General features: G+C 72.6%; 20 protein-coding genes. 7 read left to right on the forward strand and 13 right to left on the reverse strand.

The window, feature by feature from the left end; translation table 11 throughout:
• Window positions 1-31: 31 nt before the first annotated feature.
• Window positions 32-1,474: a GGDEF domain-containing protein gene (locus AB0M08_RS10080; RefSeq protein WP_364491128.1), complete on the forward strand. Its 1,443-nt coding sequence runs from the start codon at window positions 32-34 to the stop codon at window positions 1,472-1,474.
• Here the strand turns inward: AB0M08_RS10080 and AB0M08_RS10085 are convergent.
• From AB0M08_RS10085 to AB0M08_RS10120, 8 genes are read right to left on the reverse strand one after another with little or no spacing between them, the layout of a single operon-like run.
• On the reverse strand, window positions 1,471-1,764 hold the full coding sequence (locus tag AB0M08_RS10085; RefSeq protein ID WP_364491130.1) for a hypothetical protein: 294 nt from the start codon (window positions 1,762-1,764) through the stop codon (window positions 1,471-1,473). The genes AB0M08_RS10080 and AB0M08_RS10085 overlap by 4 nt on opposite strands.
• Entirely contained in the window at window positions 1,761-2,873 is a 1,113-nt protein-coding gene (locus tag AB0M08_RS10090; RefSeq protein ID WP_364491132.1) for a hypothetical protein, read from the reverse strand. Before AB0M08_RS10090 ends, AB0M08_RS10085 begins: the two co-directional genes overlap by 4 nt.
• Window positions 2,873-3,184 (reverse strand): type VII secretion target, encoded by a 312-nt coding sequence (locus AB0M08_RS10095; protein WP_364491134.1) that lies wholly within the window; start codon window positions 3,182-3,184, stop codon window positions 2,873-2,875. Before AB0M08_RS10095 ends, AB0M08_RS10090 begins: the two co-directional genes overlap by 1 nt.
• On the reverse strand, window positions 3,181-3,570 hold the full coding sequence (locus AB0M08_RS10100; protein ID WP_364491136.1) for a YbaB/EbfC family nucleoid-associated protein: 390 nt from the start codon (window positions 3,568-3,570) through the stop codon (window positions 3,181-3,183). Before AB0M08_RS10100 ends, AB0M08_RS10095 begins: the two co-directional genes overlap by 4 nt.
• 27 nt (window positions 3,571-3,597) lie before the next feature.
• On the reverse strand, window positions 3,598-4,341 hold the full coding sequence (locus AB0M08_RS10105; protein WP_364491138.1) for an anti-sigma factor: 744 nt from the start codon (window positions 4,339-4,341) through the stop codon (window positions 3,598-3,600).
• Window positions 4,338-4,907, reverse strand: coding sequence for a sigma-70 family RNA polymerase sigma factor (locus AB0M08_RS10110; protein WP_364491140.1), 570 nt, complete (start codon window positions 4,905-4,907; stop codon window positions 4,338-4,340). The genes AB0M08_RS10105 and AB0M08_RS10110 overlap by 4 nt, the downstream gene beginning before the upstream one ends.
• A 45-nt stretch (window positions 4,908-4,952) precedes the next feature.
• Window positions 4,953-5,501 carry a DUF6529 family protein gene (locus AB0M08_RS10115; RefSeq protein WP_364491142.1) on the reverse strand — a complete coding sequence of 183 codons (549 nt, stop codon included), beginning with the start codon at window positions 5,499-5,501 and terminating at the stop codon, window positions 4,953-4,955.
• A complete protein-coding gene (locus tag AB0M08_RS10120) occupies window positions 5,498-6,241 on the reverse strand; it encodes a hypothetical protein (protein WP_364491144.1) in 744 nt (247 codons plus the stop codon). The genes AB0M08_RS10115 and AB0M08_RS10120 overlap by 4 nt, the downstream gene beginning before the upstream one ends.
• A 132-nt stretch (window positions 6,242-6,373) precedes the next feature.
• Here AB0M08_RS10120 and AB0M08_RS10125 point away from each other — a divergent pair, with 132 nt between their 5' ends.
• Entirely contained in the window at window positions 6,374-7,246 is an 873-nt protein-coding gene (locus tag AB0M08_RS10125; protein WP_364491146.1) for an ATP-binding protein, read from the forward strand.
• On the opposite strand, the gene AB0M08_RS10130 is transcribed toward AB0M08_RS10125, so the two are convergent.
• The 5 genes from AB0M08_RS10130 to eccCa all read right to left on the reverse strand — a co-directional run bounded on the left by AB0M08_RS10130 (window position 7,218) and on the right by eccCa (window position 13,389).
• Window positions 7,218-8,249: a hypothetical protein gene (locus tag AB0M08_RS10130; RefSeq protein WP_364491148.1), complete on the reverse strand. Its 1,032-nt coding sequence runs from the start codon at window positions 8,247-8,249 to the stop codon at window positions 7,218-7,220. The two genes, AB0M08_RS10125 and AB0M08_RS10130, sit on opposite strands and share 29 nt — an antisense overlap.
• A 3-nt stretch (window positions 8,250-8,252) precedes the next feature.
• Entirely contained in the window at window positions 8,253-8,615 is a 363-nt protein-coding gene (locus tag AB0M08_RS10135; protein ID WP_364491150.1) for a hypothetical protein, read from the reverse strand.
• 151 nt (window positions 8,616-8,766) lie between these two features.
• The gene (locus AB0M08_RS10140) at window positions 8,767-9,069 is read right to left on the reverse strand and encodes a hypothetical protein (protein ID WP_364491152.1); all 303 of its coding nucleotides are present in this window, start codon (window positions 9,067-9,069) and stop codon (window positions 8,767-8,769) included.
• A gap of 19 nt (window positions 9,070-9,088) precedes the next feature.
• Window positions 9,089-9,436 carry a WXG100 family type VII secretion target gene (locus AB0M08_RS10145; RefSeq protein WP_364491154.1) on the reverse strand — a complete coding sequence of 116 codons (348 nt, stop codon included), beginning with the start codon at window positions 9,434-9,436 and terminating at the stop codon, window positions 9,089-9,091.
• A 68-nt stretch (window positions 9,437-9,504) separates the two neighbouring features.
• The gene (gene eccCa, locus AB0M08_RS10150) at window positions 9,505-13,389 is read right to left on the reverse strand and encodes a type VII secretion protein EccCa (protein WP_364491156.1); all 3,885 of its coding nucleotides are present in this window, start codon (window positions 13,387-13,389) and stop codon (window positions 9,505-9,507) included.
• 140 nt (window positions 13,390-13,529) lie between these two features.
• Here eccCa and AB0M08_RS10155 point away from each other — a divergent pair, with 140 nt between their 5' ends.
• The 5 genes from AB0M08_RS10155 to AB0M08_RS10175 all read left to right on the forward strand — a co-directional run bounded on the left by AB0M08_RS10155 (window position 13,530) and on the right by AB0M08_RS10175 (window position 18,114).
• Complete coding sequence (locus tag AB0M08_RS10155) at window positions 13,530-13,874, forward strand: hypothetical protein (protein WP_364491158.1); 345 nt, start codon at window positions 13,530-13,532, stop codon at window positions 13,872-13,874.
• Between the two features lie 7 nt (window positions 13,875-13,881).
• Window positions 13,882-14,466, forward strand: coding sequence for a hypothetical protein (locus tag AB0M08_RS10160; RefSeq protein WP_364491160.1), 585 nt, complete (start codon window positions 13,882-13,884; stop codon window positions 14,464-14,466).
• A 5-nt stretch (window positions 14,467-14,471) separates the two neighbouring features.
• On the forward strand, window positions 14,472-14,975 hold the full coding sequence (locus AB0M08_RS10165; protein WP_364491162.1) for a YbaB/EbfC family nucleoid-associated protein: 504 nt from the start codon (window positions 14,472-14,474) through the stop codon (window positions 14,973-14,975).
• 169 nt (window positions 14,976-15,144) lie between these two features.
• Entirely contained in the window at window positions 15,145-16,794 is a 1,650-nt protein-coding gene (locus AB0M08_RS10170) for an EsaB/YukD family protein (RefSeq protein ID WP_364491164.1), read from the forward strand.
• 783 nt (window positions 16,795-17,577) lie between these two features.
• On the forward strand, window positions 17,578-18,114 hold the full coding sequence (locus AB0M08_RS10175; protein ID WP_364491166.1) for a hypothetical protein: 537 nt from the start codon (window positions 17,578-17,580) through the stop codon (window positions 18,112-18,114).
• The last annotated feature ends 593 nt before the right edge of the window (window positions 18,115-18,707 follow it).

Raw genomic sequence — 18,707 nt, forward strand, 5'->3', positions numbered from 1 at the left:
GAGGGGGCACATGCAGGTCTGGGGACGCCGCGTGTCGCCGGTACATCTCGTGCTCTGGCTGCTCTACGTGACGATGTTCGCGCTGCGCGAGCACGAGTACGTCGCCGAGGCCGCACGGGTCACCTTCGGCCTGATCGGGCTGGTCGCGGCGTTCCGTGCGGCCCGCGAGCACACGTTGCCGTCCCGGCAGCGGCAGGCCTGGCGGGCGGTCGCGGTCAGCTTCGTGGTGCTGGTCGCCTCGCCGCCGCTGCTGATGCTCTTCGACGGTGACGGCACCTCGTCGACCGCCGACGACATCACGCACATCGCCTTCGTGCTCGCCCTGCTGATCGCGCTGCTCCGGTTCCCGCTCGCCCCGATGAACACCAGGGACCGCTGGAAGACCGGACTCGACGCGGGGATCGTCCTGGTCGGCGGCACGATGGTGCTCTTCTACACCTCGTTCGGCCCGTACGTGGAGGCGCACGGCCTGAACACCACGGTGCTGATCACCGCGGTCGTCTACCCGGTCGCCGACCTGGCCCTGCTCTTCGTGGTGGCCCGGGCCCTGCTGCGCGGCTCCGACGAGTCCGCCCAGCACCCGCTCCGCCTGCTCACCGCCGGCACGCTGGTGCTCTTCGCCGGCGACGCGGTGCACGGCTACCTCAAGGGCGGCGGCCAGCTGGAACTCCACTCCGCCTGGCAGTTCGTCTGCTGGCTGACCGCGGACGCGCTGCTCGCGGCCGCCGCCGTGGAGCAGAGCCGGGTGCGCGGCGCGGTGGCCCGTTCGCTGCGGGAGCAGGCCGGGCGGGGCAAGTACCTGCCGTACGCCGCGATCGCCGTCGCCCACCTGCTGATGCTGGCCGCGGCGGTGAAGGAGCACTCGCTCTTCCCGTGGGGCGGCCTGGCCCTGGGCGGCGCGACGCTGAGCGCGCTGGTCCTCTTCCGGCAGACCCTGGTCCAGCGGGAGAGCGACGAGCAGGCGGTCACCGACCCGCTGACCGGCCTGGCCAACCGCAGCCTGTTCCGCGCCACGTCCAACGCCGGCCTGGTCCGCGGCGCGAAGTCCGGCCGCTCCTCGGCGGTCCTGGTGATCGACATGAACGGCTTCAAGGAGGTCAACGACACCCTCGGCCACAAGTCCGGCGACCAGGTCCTGATCGAGTTCAGCCGGGTGCTGCGCGACTGCGTCCCCGCCGCCGGCCTGCCGTGCCGTCTCGGCGGCGACGAGTTCGCCGTGGTGCTCGCGGACCTGCTGCGCCCGGAGGAGGCCTACGAGGTGGCGGGCCGCCTGGCCGCCGCGATGGGCCCGGTGGTGATCGAGGGCAAACTGATCGCCCTGGCCGCCAGCATCGGCGTCGCTGTCTCGGCCCCGGGCGAACTGACCCACGACGAGATCGTCCACCGCGGCGACCTGGCGATGTACCGCGCCAAGTCCATGGGCCCCGACACCCGCTGGGCCATCTGGACCGACTCCCTCGAGGCCGTCGCCTAGAGGTCTTGGATCAACCGATAGCTGGGAATCCTCGGCACTCGTTCGTTCTCCGGTACGTGAATGTCCCGGATGACAGCGCCCTCCGGGATATCGGTACGGCCGACGAAGATGCCAGTGCGGCAGTTGTCGCACCAGAAATGGCAGTAGCCGACCAGGCGGTCGAGGTCACCGGTGAAGATTCGTTGCAGGCAGAAGTGGCCACAGTTGGGGCAGGCGATGCCGATCCGGCCGGGAGACGCGTCGAAGGCGTCGCTGTAGGTTTCCAGCCACTGGTCGTAGGTCGCCGTCATCGGGTTCTCGGTTCGGGTCGGATCGGTTGATTATTCCACCATCGGTCCTCGTGTGCGTAGGCCCGATCCTCGTAGGCTTTCGTCGCATCGAGATCTGGATAAGGCCTGCCAGCCGCGAGCTCGTCGTGATGAAACTTCTCGTGAACGAGAGTCCGGGCCAGATCCTCCTCGCTGCGAAAGCCGGTTACGAAGAGCACGATCGAGCCGTCCGGCTTCGTCTTGCCGTGCCAACCGCGGATGTTCTTGGGTCCCAATTGGATCCTCAGGCCGGCGATGTCGATGCCGTATTTGGCGGCGATGCTGCGGACCGATTCCATGTTGTAGAGCTGGATCGGTCCTGCTCCACGTCCCCGGACCCGGTTCAGGGCGGGTTCCTGGTGGTGGAGGCGGTTGAGAACCTGCTTGATCTCGTCGATGTGGGTGGTGAGGCGGTGGGTGATGGGGAGGAGGTTGCGGAGGCTGGAGAGGAGTTTGCGGAGCCAGTGGGCGATGCGGGCGGACCAGGTGGCGATCAAGGTGGTGACCTGCTGGACGACCAGTGGGGTGGCGGCGCCCCAGGTGGCCAGCTCCTCGGCGGCGTAGACGATCAGGCGGGAGACCACGGTGGCGATCGCGTCGCGGATCAGCACCCGGACCGCGGCGATCAGCATGGATGCGCCCTCGGTGATCGCGGCCATCGTCTCGGACGCCTTGGCCAGGGCGGTCAGCGCCTCCTGCTGCTCGGTCGAGCGCGTGCGGTAGGCGGCCGCGGCCGCGCCGGTCCACTCGGAGAGGTCCATGCGGACCGCGTACGCCAGGTCGTCGGCCCGGGTGTGCAGGCCGGTGGCGACGTCCCGCCAGGTCTGCGCGTGGCCGGCGATCGCGGGCGGGTCGCCGGCCAGCCAGTCCAGGGCCTCGGTGAGCGGGCGGACGTGCTCGATCATCCAGGCGGCGCCGCACTGCAGCAGCGTGCCCAACGGGTCGAAGGTCATGGCGAGCCCGTCGAGCGCGGCGCCGGCCACGCCGAGGGAGCCGTCGATCCAGCTGCCGTTCTCGACGCCGGTGCGGATCAGGTCGATGTCCTCGGCGATCCAGATGCCGGTCCAGGCGGTGGCCGTCGGGTCGGCCATCAGTCCGGCCCGTCGTGCCGGAGCGCGCCGGCGGCGTCCTCGTCGGTGAGCTCGTAGCTCTCGGCGGCGCCGTGGACCGAGGACGCCGTCCGGGCGATCGCCCCGGCGGCGGCTTCCAACGCCTCGGTCAGGGGCGTTTGGAGGCGTACGAGAAGATCGGGAACCATGACGCAGAGACGGCCGTAAGAGTCCGGAGCCGGAGCGGTGCGGCCGGCGGCCCGATGCGCGGCGCCGAGGTCCTGGGCGATCGTCTCCAGGTGTGCGGCGTGCCGGCGGAGCTCTCCGGGGGTCGCCGACATCGGACCGGTCATCGTGCGGTCCCGTCCCGTCGGCCGGTCCCGGACCAGCGGTCGGTCAGCGCGGTCAGCAGGGCCCGGCCCTCCGTCGAATCGTCCTCGCGGGCCATCCGCTCGGCCTGCCGGGACAGCTCGGCGCGTGCCCCGGCGAAGGCGGCGAGCACCTGTTCGGCGATCCAGGGTGCGGAGTGGCGGCGTACCGCGTCGTCCAGGTGGAGGGCGGTCAGCGCGCCGCCACTGTCCACGGTGACCCGGACCAGGCCGCCGCCGGACGACGCGGTGGCCCGGAGTTCCCGGAGCCGGACGGCCAGGGCCCGCACACGGCTCGCCCGGGCCTCGATGCGGTCCTGCCAGGCGCCGATGCGGTCGTCGGCGTCGTCCCAGGGTGTGTCGTCGAGCATCGCCGGAGCCTCCCGGAGCGTGGTGGGTTACATCTGGCCGGCCATCACGACGGGGCCGGGGGTGAGGTCCGTGCCGACCCGCTGGGTGGTGATCTCGATGCGGGAGAAGGTGCGCAGCGGTACGCCGGACCAGAGTTCGACCTGGCCCTGCTGGTGCATGTGGAAGGTGCCGAGCGGGACGTGGTCGGTGCCGCGGATCGCCCAGCCCTCGTAGTACGTGTCCGGGGCGGCCGGGGCGAGGCCCTCGATGTCGAGTACCAGGCGCCAGCCGGCGGCGCGCTCGATGGCCTGGACGGTGGCGCGGGCGGCCGGGGCGCTGCTCGTGCCGGTCAGGCTGATCCGGGCGATCGGCTGCTCGGACGGGGTGCCGGTGCCGGGCAGCAGGTCGACGCCGAACATGACCACGGCGAGGATCGCGGCGGCGAAGGCGACCGCGAGACCGAGCGACGGACGGGGCAGCGACCAGGACCAGCGACGCTTCCGTTCCGCCGGTGCTTCCGCTGAGTCCGGAGCCGGAGCCGGAGCCGGAGCCGGAGCCGGAGCCGGAGTCGGAGCCGGGGCCGGGGCCGGAGCCGGAGCCGGGATCGGCGTTTCGGGAGCCCGGATCTCGGCGAGCAGGGCGGCGGACATCGGGGGTGCGTCCTGCCACGTCCCGGGGTGGGCCAGCAGGGTGCTCACCCGCTGCAGCGCGGGGCCGTCGGCGTCCGACTCGTCGGGGGTGGCGAGGGATTCCAGGATGGCGGCGCGGCGTTCGAGGTCGTCGTCGGTCATGACTCGTCTCCGGCCGTCACGGGGTCGTCCCTGGTGGCGGGGGCCTCGTGCAGGTGGCCCAGGGACTCGGCGAGGCGGCGATGAGCGCGGTGCGAGCGGGACTTGACCGTGCCCACCGGCACTCCCAGCGACGTGGCTATCTCGCTGTGCGTCATCTGGTAGTAGTGCGACAGCCGGACGACGGCGGACTCCTCCGGCGGTAACTGTTCGACGGCGCGGCGCACCTCCCACACCTCCCACAACCGTTCGGCGGAGAAGGCCTCGACGGCGATCTCCGGTTCCTGGTCGACGGTGGCGGGCTGGCGCCGCTCCCGCCGGTAGACGTCGATGGCGGTCTTCCGGGCGATCCCGAAGATCCAGGCCGCCAGGCTGCGCTGCGGATCGTACCGGGCCCGGTTGCGCCAGAGCCCGATGAAGGTCTGCTGGGTCGCCTCCTCGGCCAGTCCCGGGTTGGCCAGCAGGTTCACGGCGACACCGAAGACCGGTCCGCGGTACGCCGTATAGACGGCGGTGAAACCGTCCTCGTGGCCCTCGGCGAACCGCCCGGCGAGCGTCGTGTCATCCATCGCGGCGCCGATCGTAGGCATGGATATCGTCCGTCATCGATCATGTCAGATCCGGGGGCCGGCGGTCACGAGGAACCAGAGCGACGAGGTGAGCCAGAGCGCGGTCAGCGTGGTGAAGACCACGCCGCCGAGCAGCGGCAGCGCCCACCACGGGAGGCCGGGGCGGGGGAGCGCGAGCATCTTGGCGGTGAACGCGCCGAAGAAGAGACAGCCGGCGAGCGAGTGGATCAGCGTACGGGGGCTGCCGCCCTGGAGGCCGAGCACGTAGAGGCAGTGCACCGCGACCGGGACGGTGAGCAGGAACGCGACCCGGCCGGACCAGCGGTGCAGGCTGCCGGTCCAGCGCGCCGGGGGTACGCCGGGGACGCGGCCGTAGAGCACCGCGGCGGAGCCGACTTGGACCAGCGCGAAGAGGAGGGCGCCGGTGGCGAGCCAGACCTTGGCGGTCAGTGGGCTGCTGAACACGGCGAGGTGGACGCCGGCACCGCCGGGCGGGTGCAGTCGTGCGTAGACGCCGAGCGTGATCGCGACCGCGCCGCCGGCCAGCAGCGGGGTCAGCAGGATCGCGGTGGGGCGGGTGCCGGTATCGGTCATGCGACGCCCTCCGTACGGGATGCGGCCACCGTACTTCCATCGATGGTCGCCGTTCCATCCGTCAGGTTGAGAGGGGACGTCTCGCGAACCGTGCCGTCCACCGTGCCGAGCCCGACCTGGCTGCCGTCGGCCAGCACGATCCAGCCGCCGACGACCTTGCTCCCGCGGATCTCGGCGGTCGCCCGGTAGAGGCCGGACGGCTTGCGGACCGCGCTGATCGCGAACGAGAAGCTGTCCCCGCCGACCCGGAGCGTCCCGGCCGCCGAGTCCTCGTCGAAACTGCCGGTCAGCCGGGCCCCCTTGGTGCTGGTCATCCGGAGTCTGCCGTCCTCGGCGGTGCCCTTCAGCCAGGCCTCGATCCGCTCGCCGTCGCAGAGGTAGCCGATCGCGGTGCCGTTCTTGGCGGAGACCGCGAGCGTGCCTACCTTCAGGGTGCCCGCCCAGGTGGCGGTGGTCCGTACCGGTGCGGCGAGCGGCACCCGGTCGATGGACGGCGCGGTGGCGGGCGCCGATCCTCCGGCGGTGGCCGTGCCGGACGCCCCCGCTGCCGCACCGCCCGGAGCCGCACCGTCCGAGGCGCCGCTGTCCTCGGCGGTGCTGTCCTCGGCGGTGCTGCCGGCGGGCGGCGTGGGCGTGGTGGCGAACGAGGCGGTACGGGTGGCGCGCATGCTCAGCAGGAAGAAGACCGCCGCCAGCGCGATGCCGGCCAGCAGGGTGAACATCGGTCCGTTGCGTCTCATCTCGGCCTCCGGGTCCGCGTCGCTCACCAGTGTGTCCGTGATCCGCCGGGAAACGGTTCGCCGAAGGGGTGACAGATTTCGGCGAACCGATCCGGGTGACCGCGGCGGAGTACCTGCCGGAGGTGGGTGACGATGGAATCCTTCGTGGACCGGTTCGAGTGGTGGGCCGCCGTCGCGCTGGCGATCGCCGTCGCGGCCGTCCGGGTGGGTGCGGCGTACCGGGCCGGGCGGGTGCGGGCGGCGTACCGGGCCGGGCGGGCCGCGGAACAGGCGCACTGGCTGCGGCTGCTGCACGACACGGCGCTGCAGTCGCTGGAGGCGATGGCGCTGGACTGCGATTCCGACCGGGACGCGCCGGCCGAGGCGCTGCGCCGGGTCCGCGCGTCGGCCCGGCGGGAGGCCCTGATCCTGCGCGGCAACCTGGCGCTGCTGGCGACCCCGCGGCCCCGCGGCACGCGCGCGGCGCCGCCCGGCCCGTGGCCCGGGGGTGGGCCGGAGGGTCCGTGGCCCGGGGGCGGGCCGGACGGTCTGTGGCCCGGGGGCGGGCCGGACGGTCTGTGGCCCGGGGGCGGGCCGGACGGTCCGCAGGTGCCGGGCACGCTGGTCGGGGCGCTCTCCGCGGTGGCCGGGGACCTGCCCGTGGACGGTCCGCGCGTCGAGGTGGTCGGTGTGGAGCCGGCGGTCGCGCTGAGCGACGCCGGCCGGGACGTGTTGCGGGACGCGGCGCGGGCGGCGCTGGGCAACGCGGTGCGGCACGCGGGGGCCGGGCGGATCGTGGTCCGGGTCGCGGAGTCCGCCGGGGGAGTGGCGGTGGTGGTACGCGACGATGGCCGGGGCTTCGATCCGAGGTGCACCGAGCCGGGGTTCGGGATCCGACAGTCGATCACCGAGCGGGTCCGGGAGGCGGGCGGTACGGCGACCGTGGAGTCGGCGCCGGGCAGGGGGACGCGGGTCCGGCTCTGGATCCCCGAGAGGGCTACCACCCGGCACCTTCTTCGCCGATGACCGGGGCGGTGACCGTGGTCGCCTCGCCCCAGACGTTCTCGGTCTCGACCAGCCAGGGCGGCAGGCGGCGGGAGGTCCCCCCGCCCTCGCCGGCGCCCATCATGCCCATCGGCATCATCGGCGGCGCCTGCATCCCGCGGGTGGCGGTGGTCGCGGCGACCGCTCCGGTCGCCGCCGCGATGCCCGTCGAGGCCATCGAGCCACTCCCGCTCATATCGTGAAATGTCGGGTTTGCGAGGCCGGCGCCGGCGCCGGAGCCGGCGCCGGAGCCGAAACCGGAACCGCTGCCGAACCCCCCGAACCCCCCGAACCCGCTGCCCGACCCGCCCGACCCGCTCGACCCGCTCGACCCGCTCGACAGAGCGGACATCGAGGACTTCTCGTCGGCGGTGCGGCCCGCGCCGGGTTGCGCGGTGGGATCAAGCGGCGAGGCGGCACCGCCGGCCTGATCGGAACCGGACGACTGGCCGGAGCCCGCTGCCTGATCGTTACCGGACGGGGCCAGCGGCGAGGACGGGAACAGGGAGGAGAACGCGGGCAGGTACCGCCCCACCCTCCCGAACAGCTCCCGCCCGTCGCCCAGCTCCGCCATCGCGTCGTTCAGGCCGCCCGCAGCCTCCAGGTACCGCTCGGCCAGCGTCGCCATCACCAGCACCGCCTGTCTCCGGGCCGCCTCGCCCGCCACCGGTGGCATGCTGTTCCACGCGACGACGACGGCCTCGCTGGCGTCGTACGCGAAATCTCTCGAAGCGGCGGCAGCGGCACCCAGCCGCCGCAGACCCACCGTGATCTCCGAGAGCATGGCCTGGTGGTCGTCGGCGGAGACGCCGCGCCACGACGACGCGGTGACCGGGGCGGCGAGCTCGAAGAGCGCCTCCGCCACCTGCCCCCACGCGTCCCCGGCGGCGGTCATCCCGGCCGGATCCGCCGCGGAGAGCGCCCGGATCAGATCCTCGTGCGAGTACTGGGAGAAGTCCGTCCAGATGGTGGCCACCGCGTGCACGGCTCAGCCCTCCTTGACGTTCGGGGAGACGGAGACCGTGTTGCGCGAGACGTAGACCGTCCCCAGTGCCCGGTACGACCCCGCGGCGTCCTCGTCGGCGGCCGTGTACCGGTTCGCGGCCGCCCGGGTCATCTCCGACGCGACGCCGAGCGCCGCCGCGGCCGCCCGGACCAGGTCGTGCATCCGGGTGGCCGCGGCCGTGTGCGCCTCGGCGAGCGCGGCCGCCTCGGCGAACGCGCCGGGCGCTAGAGGCCCGGTGGCCAGTGTGGCGAGGCGTTCGGCGGGATGGCGGGCCGCGTCGTTCCGGGCGGCGAGCTCGCCGGCGACCCGGATCAGCTCGGCCGGCCGGACCTCGAAGGACGACACGGTGCACGCTCCTCAGCGAATCAGCGAATCAGCGAATCAGTGAACCTGTGGATCTGCGAACCTGCGAACCTGTGGATCTGTGGATCTGTGGATCTGTGGATCTGCATGACCTGTGGATCTGCGAACCTGCGGATCACGGAACCCGGCGGAATCAGTTGAAGCGGCCGGTGTTGGTGTTCTCGATGAGGAGCTGGTTCTCGCGCGACTCGGCGACCTTCGCGGAGAACTGCGCGATCACCCCGATGACGTCCGCGATCGCGGCGCGCAGGCGGGTCTCCGACTGCTCGGCGGCCTGTCCGGCGGAGCTGCCCGAGGCGTACCAGGTCTCCTTGACCGGGTTCAGGGACTGCACCAGGGTGTCCATGGTCGACTCGAGCGCCCGGGCCTTGACCGACAGCTGGTCGGAGGCGGACTGCAGGGCGGCGAAGTCGACGGTGATCACTTCAGCGGGCATGACGGGTACTCCCTACTGGCTAGACGCCGCCGGAGAGGCGGCCGAGGATGGCGTTTCCGGTCTGACCGACCAGCGAGCCGATCGACGAGGAGGCCTCGTCGTCGCCGGTGCCGTAGTCGGTGGCGCTCTCCCGGACCAGCCGGGACATGGTGTCGAGCTCGCGGCTCGCGGTGCGCATGTCCTCCTGCAGCCGGGTGTGCAGCTGCCAGAAGGACGTGGCCTGCGCGCCCTGGTAGCGGCTCAGGATGCTCAGCAACTCGTTCTCCAGCGCGGTCATCGCGGACCGTGCCTCGGCCGCGGACTCATCGAATCCGCTGACCGCGCGGGCCATCGCGGCGGCGTCGCTCTGGAAGCCGGTTCCGGCCATCTCCGTTCTCCTCTCCGGGGTTCTTTCCTTCAGGCTATTGACCGTTGATGATCGGCATCACGGTGTTTTTACCCCTCTTGCCAGGCCACTTGCAGGACCGACGAGGAGCCGTGCCGGTCGATGTGCACACCCTGGCCGGGCGGGCGCGGCGCGGCCTTCACCCCGCCGAGCAGGGCACCCTCCTCGCGGGATCCGGAGAGCAGCACGCCGGGTGTGCCGAGCTCGCGCAGCCGTTGCAGCAGCGGCTCGAACATCGCCCGCCCGGCGCCGCCGGTACGCCGCGCCACGATCAGGTGCAGCCCGACGTCGCGCGCCTGTGGCAGCAGGTCGAGGAGGCTGAGCAGGGGATTCCCGCCCTGCCCGGCGACCAGGTCGTAGTCGTCCACGATCACGAACAGCTCCGGCCCGGTCCACCAGTCACGGCGGCGCAGCCGGTCGGCGGTCACCTCGGGCCCGGGCAGCCGGTTCCGGACGCCCTGCGCGACGTCGCCCATCACCGCGGTCAGCGCCGGCTCCGCTCCCGCGTACGTCAGCAGGTGCTCGCCCGTGACGACGTCCAGCAGGCCGCGCCGGTAGTCGACCGTCAGGATCGCGGCCTGCGCCGGCGTCCGTCGCTGCATCAGTCCGAAAGCGATCAGCCGGAGCAGCGCCGTCTTGCCGGACTCGCCGTCGCCGAAGACGATCAGGTGCGGGTCCGCGTCGAAGTCCAGGCAGACCGGCCGCAGGTCCCGCTCGGCGATCCCGATCGGCACGGTCCGCCCACCGGCCGGCAGCTCCGCCGCCGGAATCGACCGCGGCAGCAGGCGCACGGGCGGCGCGGGCGGTCCGTTCCAGGCCGTTCGCACCTCCTCCACCATCTCCCGTACGGCGGCGGCCAGCCCTTCGCCGGACCGTCGCCCGTCGCATCGCGGCACCGCGGCCAGGAAGTGGTGCTTCTCGCCGGTCAGTCCCCGCCCCGGCGCCGACGGCACGGTCCCCGCCGCCCGCCGGTCGATCGCGGAGTCCGCCGGGTCACCGAGCCGGAGTTCGAGGACGGTCCCGATCGCGTCGCGCAGGGCCGGCCGCAGCTCCATCCACCGGTTCGCCGAGAGCAGCACGTGCACGCCGAACCCGAGTCCGCGCGCCGCGATGGTCTGCACGGTCTCCTCGAGGTCCTCGAACTCCTGCCGCAGCGTCATCCACCCGTCGATCACCAGGAACACGTCCCCGAACTCCCGCTCGGCGGGCGGCGGGTTCCGGCGGAACGCGGCGGCGGAGTCGATGCCGTACCGGGGGAAGCTCTCCTCGCGCTCGTCGAGCAGCGCGGCCACCTCGGCGACCACGCGGCGGCAGGTGCCGGGCTCGAGTCGTCCCGCGGCCCCGCTGACGTGCGGGAGCCCGGCGAGCGCCCCGAGCCCGCCCCCACCGAAGTCGAGGAGGAAGAACTGCACCTGCCGCGGCGTATGGGTGAGCGCGAACGAGGAGACGACGCTCCGCAGGAGCGTGCTCTTCCCGCTCTGCGGCGCCCCGACGACGACACCGTGCCCGGACCCGCCGGAGAAGTCGGCCCGAAGGACGTCCCGCCGCTGCTCGAACGGCTTGTCGATGATGCCCACCGGAACGACGAGTTCCCGGGTCTCGTGCGATGCCGCCACCAGTTCCCCGACGGTCGGCGGGTCGCTGAGCGGCGGCAGCCAGATCGCGTGCGCCGCCGGCCCGCGTCCCTCGATCCTCCCCAACAGCGCCGCCATGACCGACACTTCCGAAAAACCGGGAGTGTCGCCCGAGTCGACGGTGCTGGGCCCGGTGCTGGGCCCGGTGCTGAGTGCGACCGGCGGTTCGGGCCTCGCCAGGGCCGCCTGAGCCGTCAGCGTGAAGGGCACCATCGCCGGGACGTCCCGCCAGCCGCCGGTCGCCGTACTCGTCGCCACGGCCGGGCCCGAGACGTAGGCGGCCTGGAAGCGCTGCAGCGTGCTGGTGTCCCTCCGCAGATATCCGGCGCCCGGACGCGGCGGTAGCTGATGCGCGTCCGGGACACCCAGCACCGTCCGGCTCTCCGCGGCGGAGAACGTGCGCAGGCCGATCCGGTAGCTCAGGTGGCTGTCCAGGCCCCGCAGCCGCCCCTCCTCCAGGCGCTGGGACGCGAAGAGCAGGTGGATCGCCAGGCTGCGGCCCAGCCGTCCGATCGCGACGAAGAGCTCGGTGAACTCCGGCCGGGCCGCCAGCAGCTCGCTGAACTCGTCGATCACCACGAGCAGGGACGGCAGCGGGTCGAGCCGGGCGCCGTTGCGCCGGGCCTGCTCGTAGTCGCGGACCGACGCGAAGTCGCCCGCCGCCCGGAGCAGTTCCTGGCGCCGGACCATCTCGCCGCGCAGCGCGTCGCCCATCCGGTCCACCAGGGTCAACTCGGCGGCGAGATTGGTGATCACGGCGCAGGTGTGCGGCAGTCCGGCCATCCCGGTGAACGTGGCGCCGCCCTTGAAGTCGATCAGCGCGAGGTTCAGCGTCGCCGAGGAGTGGGTGGCGACCAGCGCGGTCACCAGCGTACGCAGCAATTCGCTCTTGCCCGATCCGGTCGCGCCGATGACCAGGCCGTGCGGTCCCATCCCGCCCTCGGCGGACTCCTTGAGGTCCAGTTCGACCGGGGCGCCGTCCGGGTCCACGCCGATCGGGATGCGCAGGCGGTCCCGGGCCGCGCGGGGCTGCCACGCGGACCCCGGATCGAACGCGTGCGGATCGCCGAGGCCGAGCAGCTCGGTCAGCTCGGCCGGCGGGCGCGGACCGGAGGCGGCGGCCGGCGCCGGCTGGTACCAGGCGGCGAGCTGACGGGCGGCGGCCTCGGCGGAGGCGGCGCCCAGCCGGTCCGGCACCCCGATCAGCGTGACGCCCTCCCGGCGCCGGGTGCCCAGCCGCCCGTCGGCGATCGCCAGGTCGAGCCGCCCGGGCGCGGTGCGGGCCTCCGGTTCCCCGAAGGTGACCACGGTGACCCCGGCCAGCCCCTCCCACGGGCCCGTCGTACCCGGCCCGGCCGTCCCCTCCCGTGCACCCGCCGTACCCGGGTCGGCCAGCACCACCAGGTGGACCCGGCCCGCCGGAGCGCCGGAACCCGGCTGGAACCGGGGCCGTCCCGCCAGATCCCCGGCGAGCAGCGGTGCCAGATCCGCGGGCCGCTCGCCGAAGAGCCGTACCGGCCCGGCCGCGTCGGTCGCCGTCGGGTGCGCGAGGTGCGGGAGCCACTTCGTCCAGGACCACTCCGCGGCGCGCTCCGGCCCCGCGCAGACGGCGATCCGCATCTCGGTCGGCGCGTGCATGGTGGCCAGGTGGGCGAGGACGGCACGGCCCAGATCGCGGGCGGCCACCGGATCCCCGCCGAGCGTGATCCGGGTGAAGGCGCGCAGCGAGACGGCGACGGGGAGAGCGGGGACCGTGGCGTACGTGCGAATGAAATGCCGTAAAGAAGTTGCCGAGACCGGGTCGAGCTCGTCGAGAGGGGCGGTCTGCGGTGCGCGGAGCGAACGGGCGAGGCGCTGCGGGCCGAGGCCGACCCGGACCCGGCCGAACGCGGGGTCGGTGGGCGGGCGGCGCCACATCCGCGGCGTGCCGATCACCGTCCAGAGGTTCTCCGGATCGGGCGCCGCGGTCAGCATCGCCGTCCGCTGCTCGCCCGCGGCCCGGCGTACCGTCTCCCGCAACCCGGCCAGATAGCGCAGGTAGTCGCGCCGGTCGTCGTTGATCTGCGCCTTCTTCGCGGCACCGCCCCGGGAGAGCGCCATGACCACCATCCCGGCCATCACGATCACGAAGAGCCCGCCGAACACGATCGTGCCGGTCCCGCTGGACCGTCCGATGTAGGCGAACGCCATCACGCCCATGCCGAGCGTCATCGGCAGCATGAACAGCAGCTGCGAGGAGCCGCCGCCGCCCCGGGGCAGCGTGGGCGGCGCCTGCAGGACAATCTCTCGATCGGTGGTCACCCCTCCACGGTGGCCGCGCGCGCGTCCCCGCACAGCGGCCGTTCTCCGTAGTCCGGGTGGGTATTTCCGCCGTGCCCGCCGTCCCGTACCGCTGCCTACCGTCGGTGATGACAGACATCCGGCCCGGCCAGGGAGGCGACATGGGCTCCGGTTTCCAGATCTCCGTACCCGAGGTGGAACGGATCGTCACGGCCCTCGACGGCCTGCACTCGACCTTCGTGAGCGGCACCTCGGACCTGGCGGGTCTGGCCGTACCGACCGCGCAGTTCGGGCAGATCGGCCTCGGCGCCGGCCAGGCGACCACCACCGCGCACGCCCAGCTGGCCGTCGCCCTCCAGGCGTTCGCCCGGGTGCTGCAGGCTCTCGACCAGCGGATCGCCGCGAGCGCCCGCGACTACGACACGGCCGACGAGTCCACGGCCACCACGCTGGACCAGCTCCGTTCCACGGCCCCGTTCGGGCCCACCGGCCAGTTCGGGAGGTAGGCCCGTCATGTTCGCCGCACCCGGCTCCACCGCCATGGACATCGCCGCGCACGGTCGCGGCCCCGGCACGGTCGTCCTGCCCTGGATCGCCACCACAGAACCTCAGACCCTTCTCCAGTACGCCGTGGAGCTCACCCAGCGGATGTCCCGCCTGATCGCGCTCGCCGAGCAGGTCGAGCAGAACAAGCAGGCCCTGCGCCAGGCGTGGCCCACCGGAACCGCCTCGGACGGCGCGATCGAGAAGCTCCGGGCGATGCTGGAGACGTTCCAGCGGATCACCACCACGGTCCAGAACCTGGACACCCAGATGCAGACGGTCGCCACCGTGCTCCAGCTGGTCCAGCAGGCGTACCGCTCGGTCGTCGGCTCGGTCGACCCCACGGTCCGCGCCCTGCTCTCGAACATCCACACCCGCCCGGCCGCGACCGCGCTGGCACTCAGCGCGACGGCCGGCCTGCACGGTTACGTCCAGGGCGTACGCACCCAGCTCGACCAGATCGCCTTCGCCCAGATCGCCACGCTCGGCGCCGCCCTGGTCACGATCGCCGGCGAACTGGACACCCTGCTCCGCACCGACACCCCGAGGGGCTGAGAACAGTGGACAGCATCGACGTCGACCGGCTCCGCTCCGGTCTGGACACCCTGCTCCAGCAGGTCCACACCGACACCACCCGGATCGTGGCCCTCCAGGAGGACCTCTGGCGCCGCGAGATCACCGGTTACGCCGCCGACGGCGCCGTGACGGTCCGCCTCTCCGGCACCGGCACCTTCCTGGACGTGACGATCGACCCGGACACCCTGCGCCGCTACGACGCCTTCACGGTCGGCCAGCTGGTCCTCACCGCCATCAACGACGCCCTGACCCGCCTGCAGTCCGCCACTCAGTCCGTCTTCACCCCACCCCCGGCCCCTCCCACACCCTCCACCACCCCGGCCTACCCGCCCACTTCCTACCCGCCCACTTCCTACCCGCCCGGCTCCGCTTCGGCGGCCTCCTGTCCGCCCGGCCCGGCTTACCCGGCCGTTTCCCATCCTGCTGGCCCGGTCTACCCGGCCGCCTCATACCCGGCCTGCCCGCCCGTCTCCTACCCGGCTGCGTGACCCGATGTTCTCCTCCGCGCCTACCCCGACGACGGCCCTGCCCCCGCTCCCGCCGTTCATCGCGCCGCCGGGCTCACCCCCGCAGCTCACCCACCCCGCCGGCCCTGCCCCGGGTCCCGGCTGGCCCGCCGGCCCTGCCCCGGATCCCGGCTGGCTCACGCGGCCGCCGATGCCCGCGCCGTCCGCGCCCCGGCGTGTCACGGTGATCGCCGAGGGTGCCCGCATCGACGTAGCCCTCCCGGCCCGCTGCACGATCGCCGAGCTGATGCCCGCCCTGCTCCGCGCCGTCGGCGCCCCCGGCGCCCCGGCCGGCTGGGCCCTGCACCGTTTGGCGGGCCCCGCCCTGCGCCCGGAGCGAACCGTCGCCGCGACCGCCCTCCACGACGGCGAGGTACTTCACCTGCTCCCCACCACCTTCCCCGCCGCCGAGGTCCTCTTCGACGACATGATCGACGCCGTGGCCGACAACGTCGCGACGTCCCCGTCCCGCTGGCGCCCTCTCTGGTCCCGCCGCCTGGCCCTGACCACAGCCGCCGCCACGTTCGCGACCGCCTCGGTGACCACCGCCGCGACCGCCCCACACCCATTCGGCGCCGTCGCCGCGGCCTTGACCGCCCTGCTCCTGCTCATCACCGGCACAGCCCTCTCCCGCCGCCCCGCCACCGCACCCGGTGCCGCGTCCTCCAGCGGTTCGGCACTCGCCATCGCACCCGGCCCCGCGTCCCCCAGCGGTGCCGTGCCCTCCAGCGGTGCCGTGCCCTCCAACATGTCCGGCGCGGCCCCTTTCGGCTGGTCGGCGTCGGCCACCATGCCCGTTTCCGCCTCCCCTGGCACCGGGCATGGTGGCCCGGTCTCCGCTGGCGCCGTCTCCGCTGGCGCCGGGCATGGTGCCGCCGGGCATGGTGGCGCCGGGCATGGTGGCGCTGTCTCAGCCTCCGCTGGTACCGCCTCCGTCGGCAGCTCGGTCGTCGGCGCCGTGCTGGCCGCCGCCGGCATGCCCGCATCGCTCGCCGCGGCGCTCAGCGCGGGCTTCCTGCCGGGTCAGGCCGCGAGCTGCGCCATCGCTTGCGTCTCCCTCTTCGCGTACGCCATCCTGGCCGCCGCCCTGCTCACCCCCCATCGTGTCTGGTTCCTCACCGTCGCCGGAGCCGCCGCCCTGGCCACGACGACCGCCGCCACCGTGGCGCTCACCGCCGTCCCCGCACCGGCCGCCGCCGCCGTCCTCTTCGTCCTGATGATCCTGATCACCCCGGCCTTCCCCGCCCTCGCTCTCCGTCTGGCCGCCCTCCCGATCCCGGAGGTCCCCGCCGACATGACCGCTTTCCGCGAGACCGAGCAGCCCACCCCGTCCACCGAGGTCACCACCCGCACCCACCTGGCCCAAACAGCTCTGACCGCCCTGCTCGCCGCGGCCGTCTCCCTCCTCCTCCCGGCTGCCGCCATCCTCCTCTCCACCCCCGACAGTTTCGCCTGGCTCACCACGGCCCTCGGAGGCTTGGCCCTCCTGCTCCGTTCACGCGCCTACCCGCACACCCCACAGCGGGCCACCCTCCTGACCACAGGCGCCCTCCTACTCCCCGCCGCCACCACGGTCTTCGCCCTCCATTCCGGCCCGCCCGCCCCGTACTCGATCGCCGCCGCCACCCTGCTCACCGCCATCGGCTGCACCCTCCACGCCCTCCGCGCCACCACTCGCCCCCCTTCCCCACACCGCTCCCACCTCCTCGACATCACCGATTTCCTCACTGTCACCGCCTTGATCCCCACCGCCGCCGCAGTCCTCGGCCTCTACCACACCGCCCAGTCCCTAGCCGGCTAACCGGCCCCCTCACCCGCCAACCACCTCACCCCGCGCCCGTGCCGGCCCCCGCGCCCGTGCCGGCCCCGCGCCCGTGCCGGCCCCGCGCCCGTGCCGGCCCTCTGCGCCCGCGCCTGCTTCGGCCCCGCGCCCGTGCCTGCTTCGGCTTCGGTCCGCGCCTGCTTCCGCCTGCGCCCCCGCACGCTTCCACCCGGTGTCGGCTCCCGTCCGTGAGCTGTTGCCGCTCTGGCCTTGTCCTCCAGCGCCGTTCCGATGGCTGTCTGCACGAGGTGTTCTCTCCCGAGCGAGAAGCCCAGGAAAGCCACCAATCCTCCCTGACCGGGAAAGCTGAAAATGTCGATCAAGAGATTTGCAGAAGGCGCAACAAAGCGCGAAGGAGGGAAAAGTGCCGGAGTTGGCGGGTGGCCCTCTCGGCGGAGTACCCTCTGCGGGGCGAGGGCTGGGGGCATCCTTATAGGGTGGATCCGAATACCGATAGCGGCGCGTTGCAGTCGAAGCGCGATAGGCTATTGACGGACCACGGGATTTCGAGCAACAGAATTCATTCAGTGGCAAGCCGACCCGCACCGCAGGCGCCCCAACGCCGAGGAGCGGAAGCGGCGCGGCAGCCGCTCGTCTTACCGCTTCGGTCAGGCCATTCGGCTGTTTCTGGATTCCCTGCGCGCCCGCATGCTCCGATTCGGCCAAGCCTCCTGATCGAGCCGGGCTACCGCGTTCACTCGTGTCTACGCGTTCATCCGTGTCTACGCGTTCATCCGTGTCCACGCGCTCATCCATGTCCACATGCTCGGGCTTGTGCTCGGGATTGTCCGCGCGTTCGGGCTTGTGCTCGGGATTGTCCGCGCGTTCGGGCTTGTGCTCGGGATTGTCCGCGCGCTTGAGCTCGGGCTGATGGTCGGGCTGGGCTGGCTGGTCGGGTGCGGCGGGAGTGGGATCCGCCTGGGGTGGCGCGCCGGGGCCGATGTGGAGGACGTGTGCTTCCGGGCGTTCCGGGCGTTCCGGGCGTTCCGGGCTTTCCGGGCGTTCCGGGTGGTTGGTAAGGGCTGGAGGGGTGGCTTCGGGTGGAGGGCTGGGCTGAAAGGGGAGTGCCAACTGCTCTGGACAGGGTGCATCGGCCCTGCGGCGGACCGGGCGTGTGGGGCGGCCCGGCCTTGTGGGGAAGCTCGGGTTCGCGGGGATGTTCGGCTTTGGTATCGGGTGCCGGGCCTCGGCCTGGTTCAGTTGCTGGAGGCGAGCGAAGTAGGCGTGGTTCAACGCCCGGATGTTCTCGGGGGAATCCTTTCCCCGCTGCTGGAGCCGGGAGATGTGGCGTTGTCGTAAACCCCACGCGCGATGTCGCTCATGGTCGCGACGGAATGCCTCGCGTGACGGTGAATAATTGCGCGCCTTTGTGCGGTCGCGCATGGCTGCTACTTCGCTTCTGCTGAACAACGATTCCTGTCGCATGCCCTCAATTCTTCCCCGTCCGCAAGCCCTTCGGTCAGTATTGGATCATGCCAATTTCATCGATTAACTCCGACAATATCCGCCACACTGGCTGTGGTGAATTTCGGTGGTGGGAGGAAAACGCATCGCCGGAGCACTGGCCTGGGCACGGGCGGCGGGCGGGTGGCGGCGGGCGGAAGGCGAGCAGCGCATGCCGTGAACGGGAGGCGCCGTGAGGGGGAGAGGGCCGGAGCCGGGCGGAGCGAAGCTGGAAGCCGGGTGGCGAAGCTGGAGGCAGGGCGGCGAAGTTGGAGGCCGAGCGGCGAGGTTGGAGGCAGGGCGGCGAGGTTGGAGGCAGGGCGGGAAGAAGCTGGGCGTCAGGTGGGAACAAGCTGGGAGCGGGGCGGGGAGAAAGAGGAAGGGGTGGGTGAGAACCGGAGGGGGGTGTGCGGCGGAGTAACTGGTGACGATGCTGGATGAGCAACGGG

The organism is Actinoplanes sp. NPDC051851, from assembly GCF_040681165.1.
GTDB lineage: Bacteria > Actinomycetota > Actinomycetes > Mycobacteriales > Micromonosporaceae > Actinoplanes.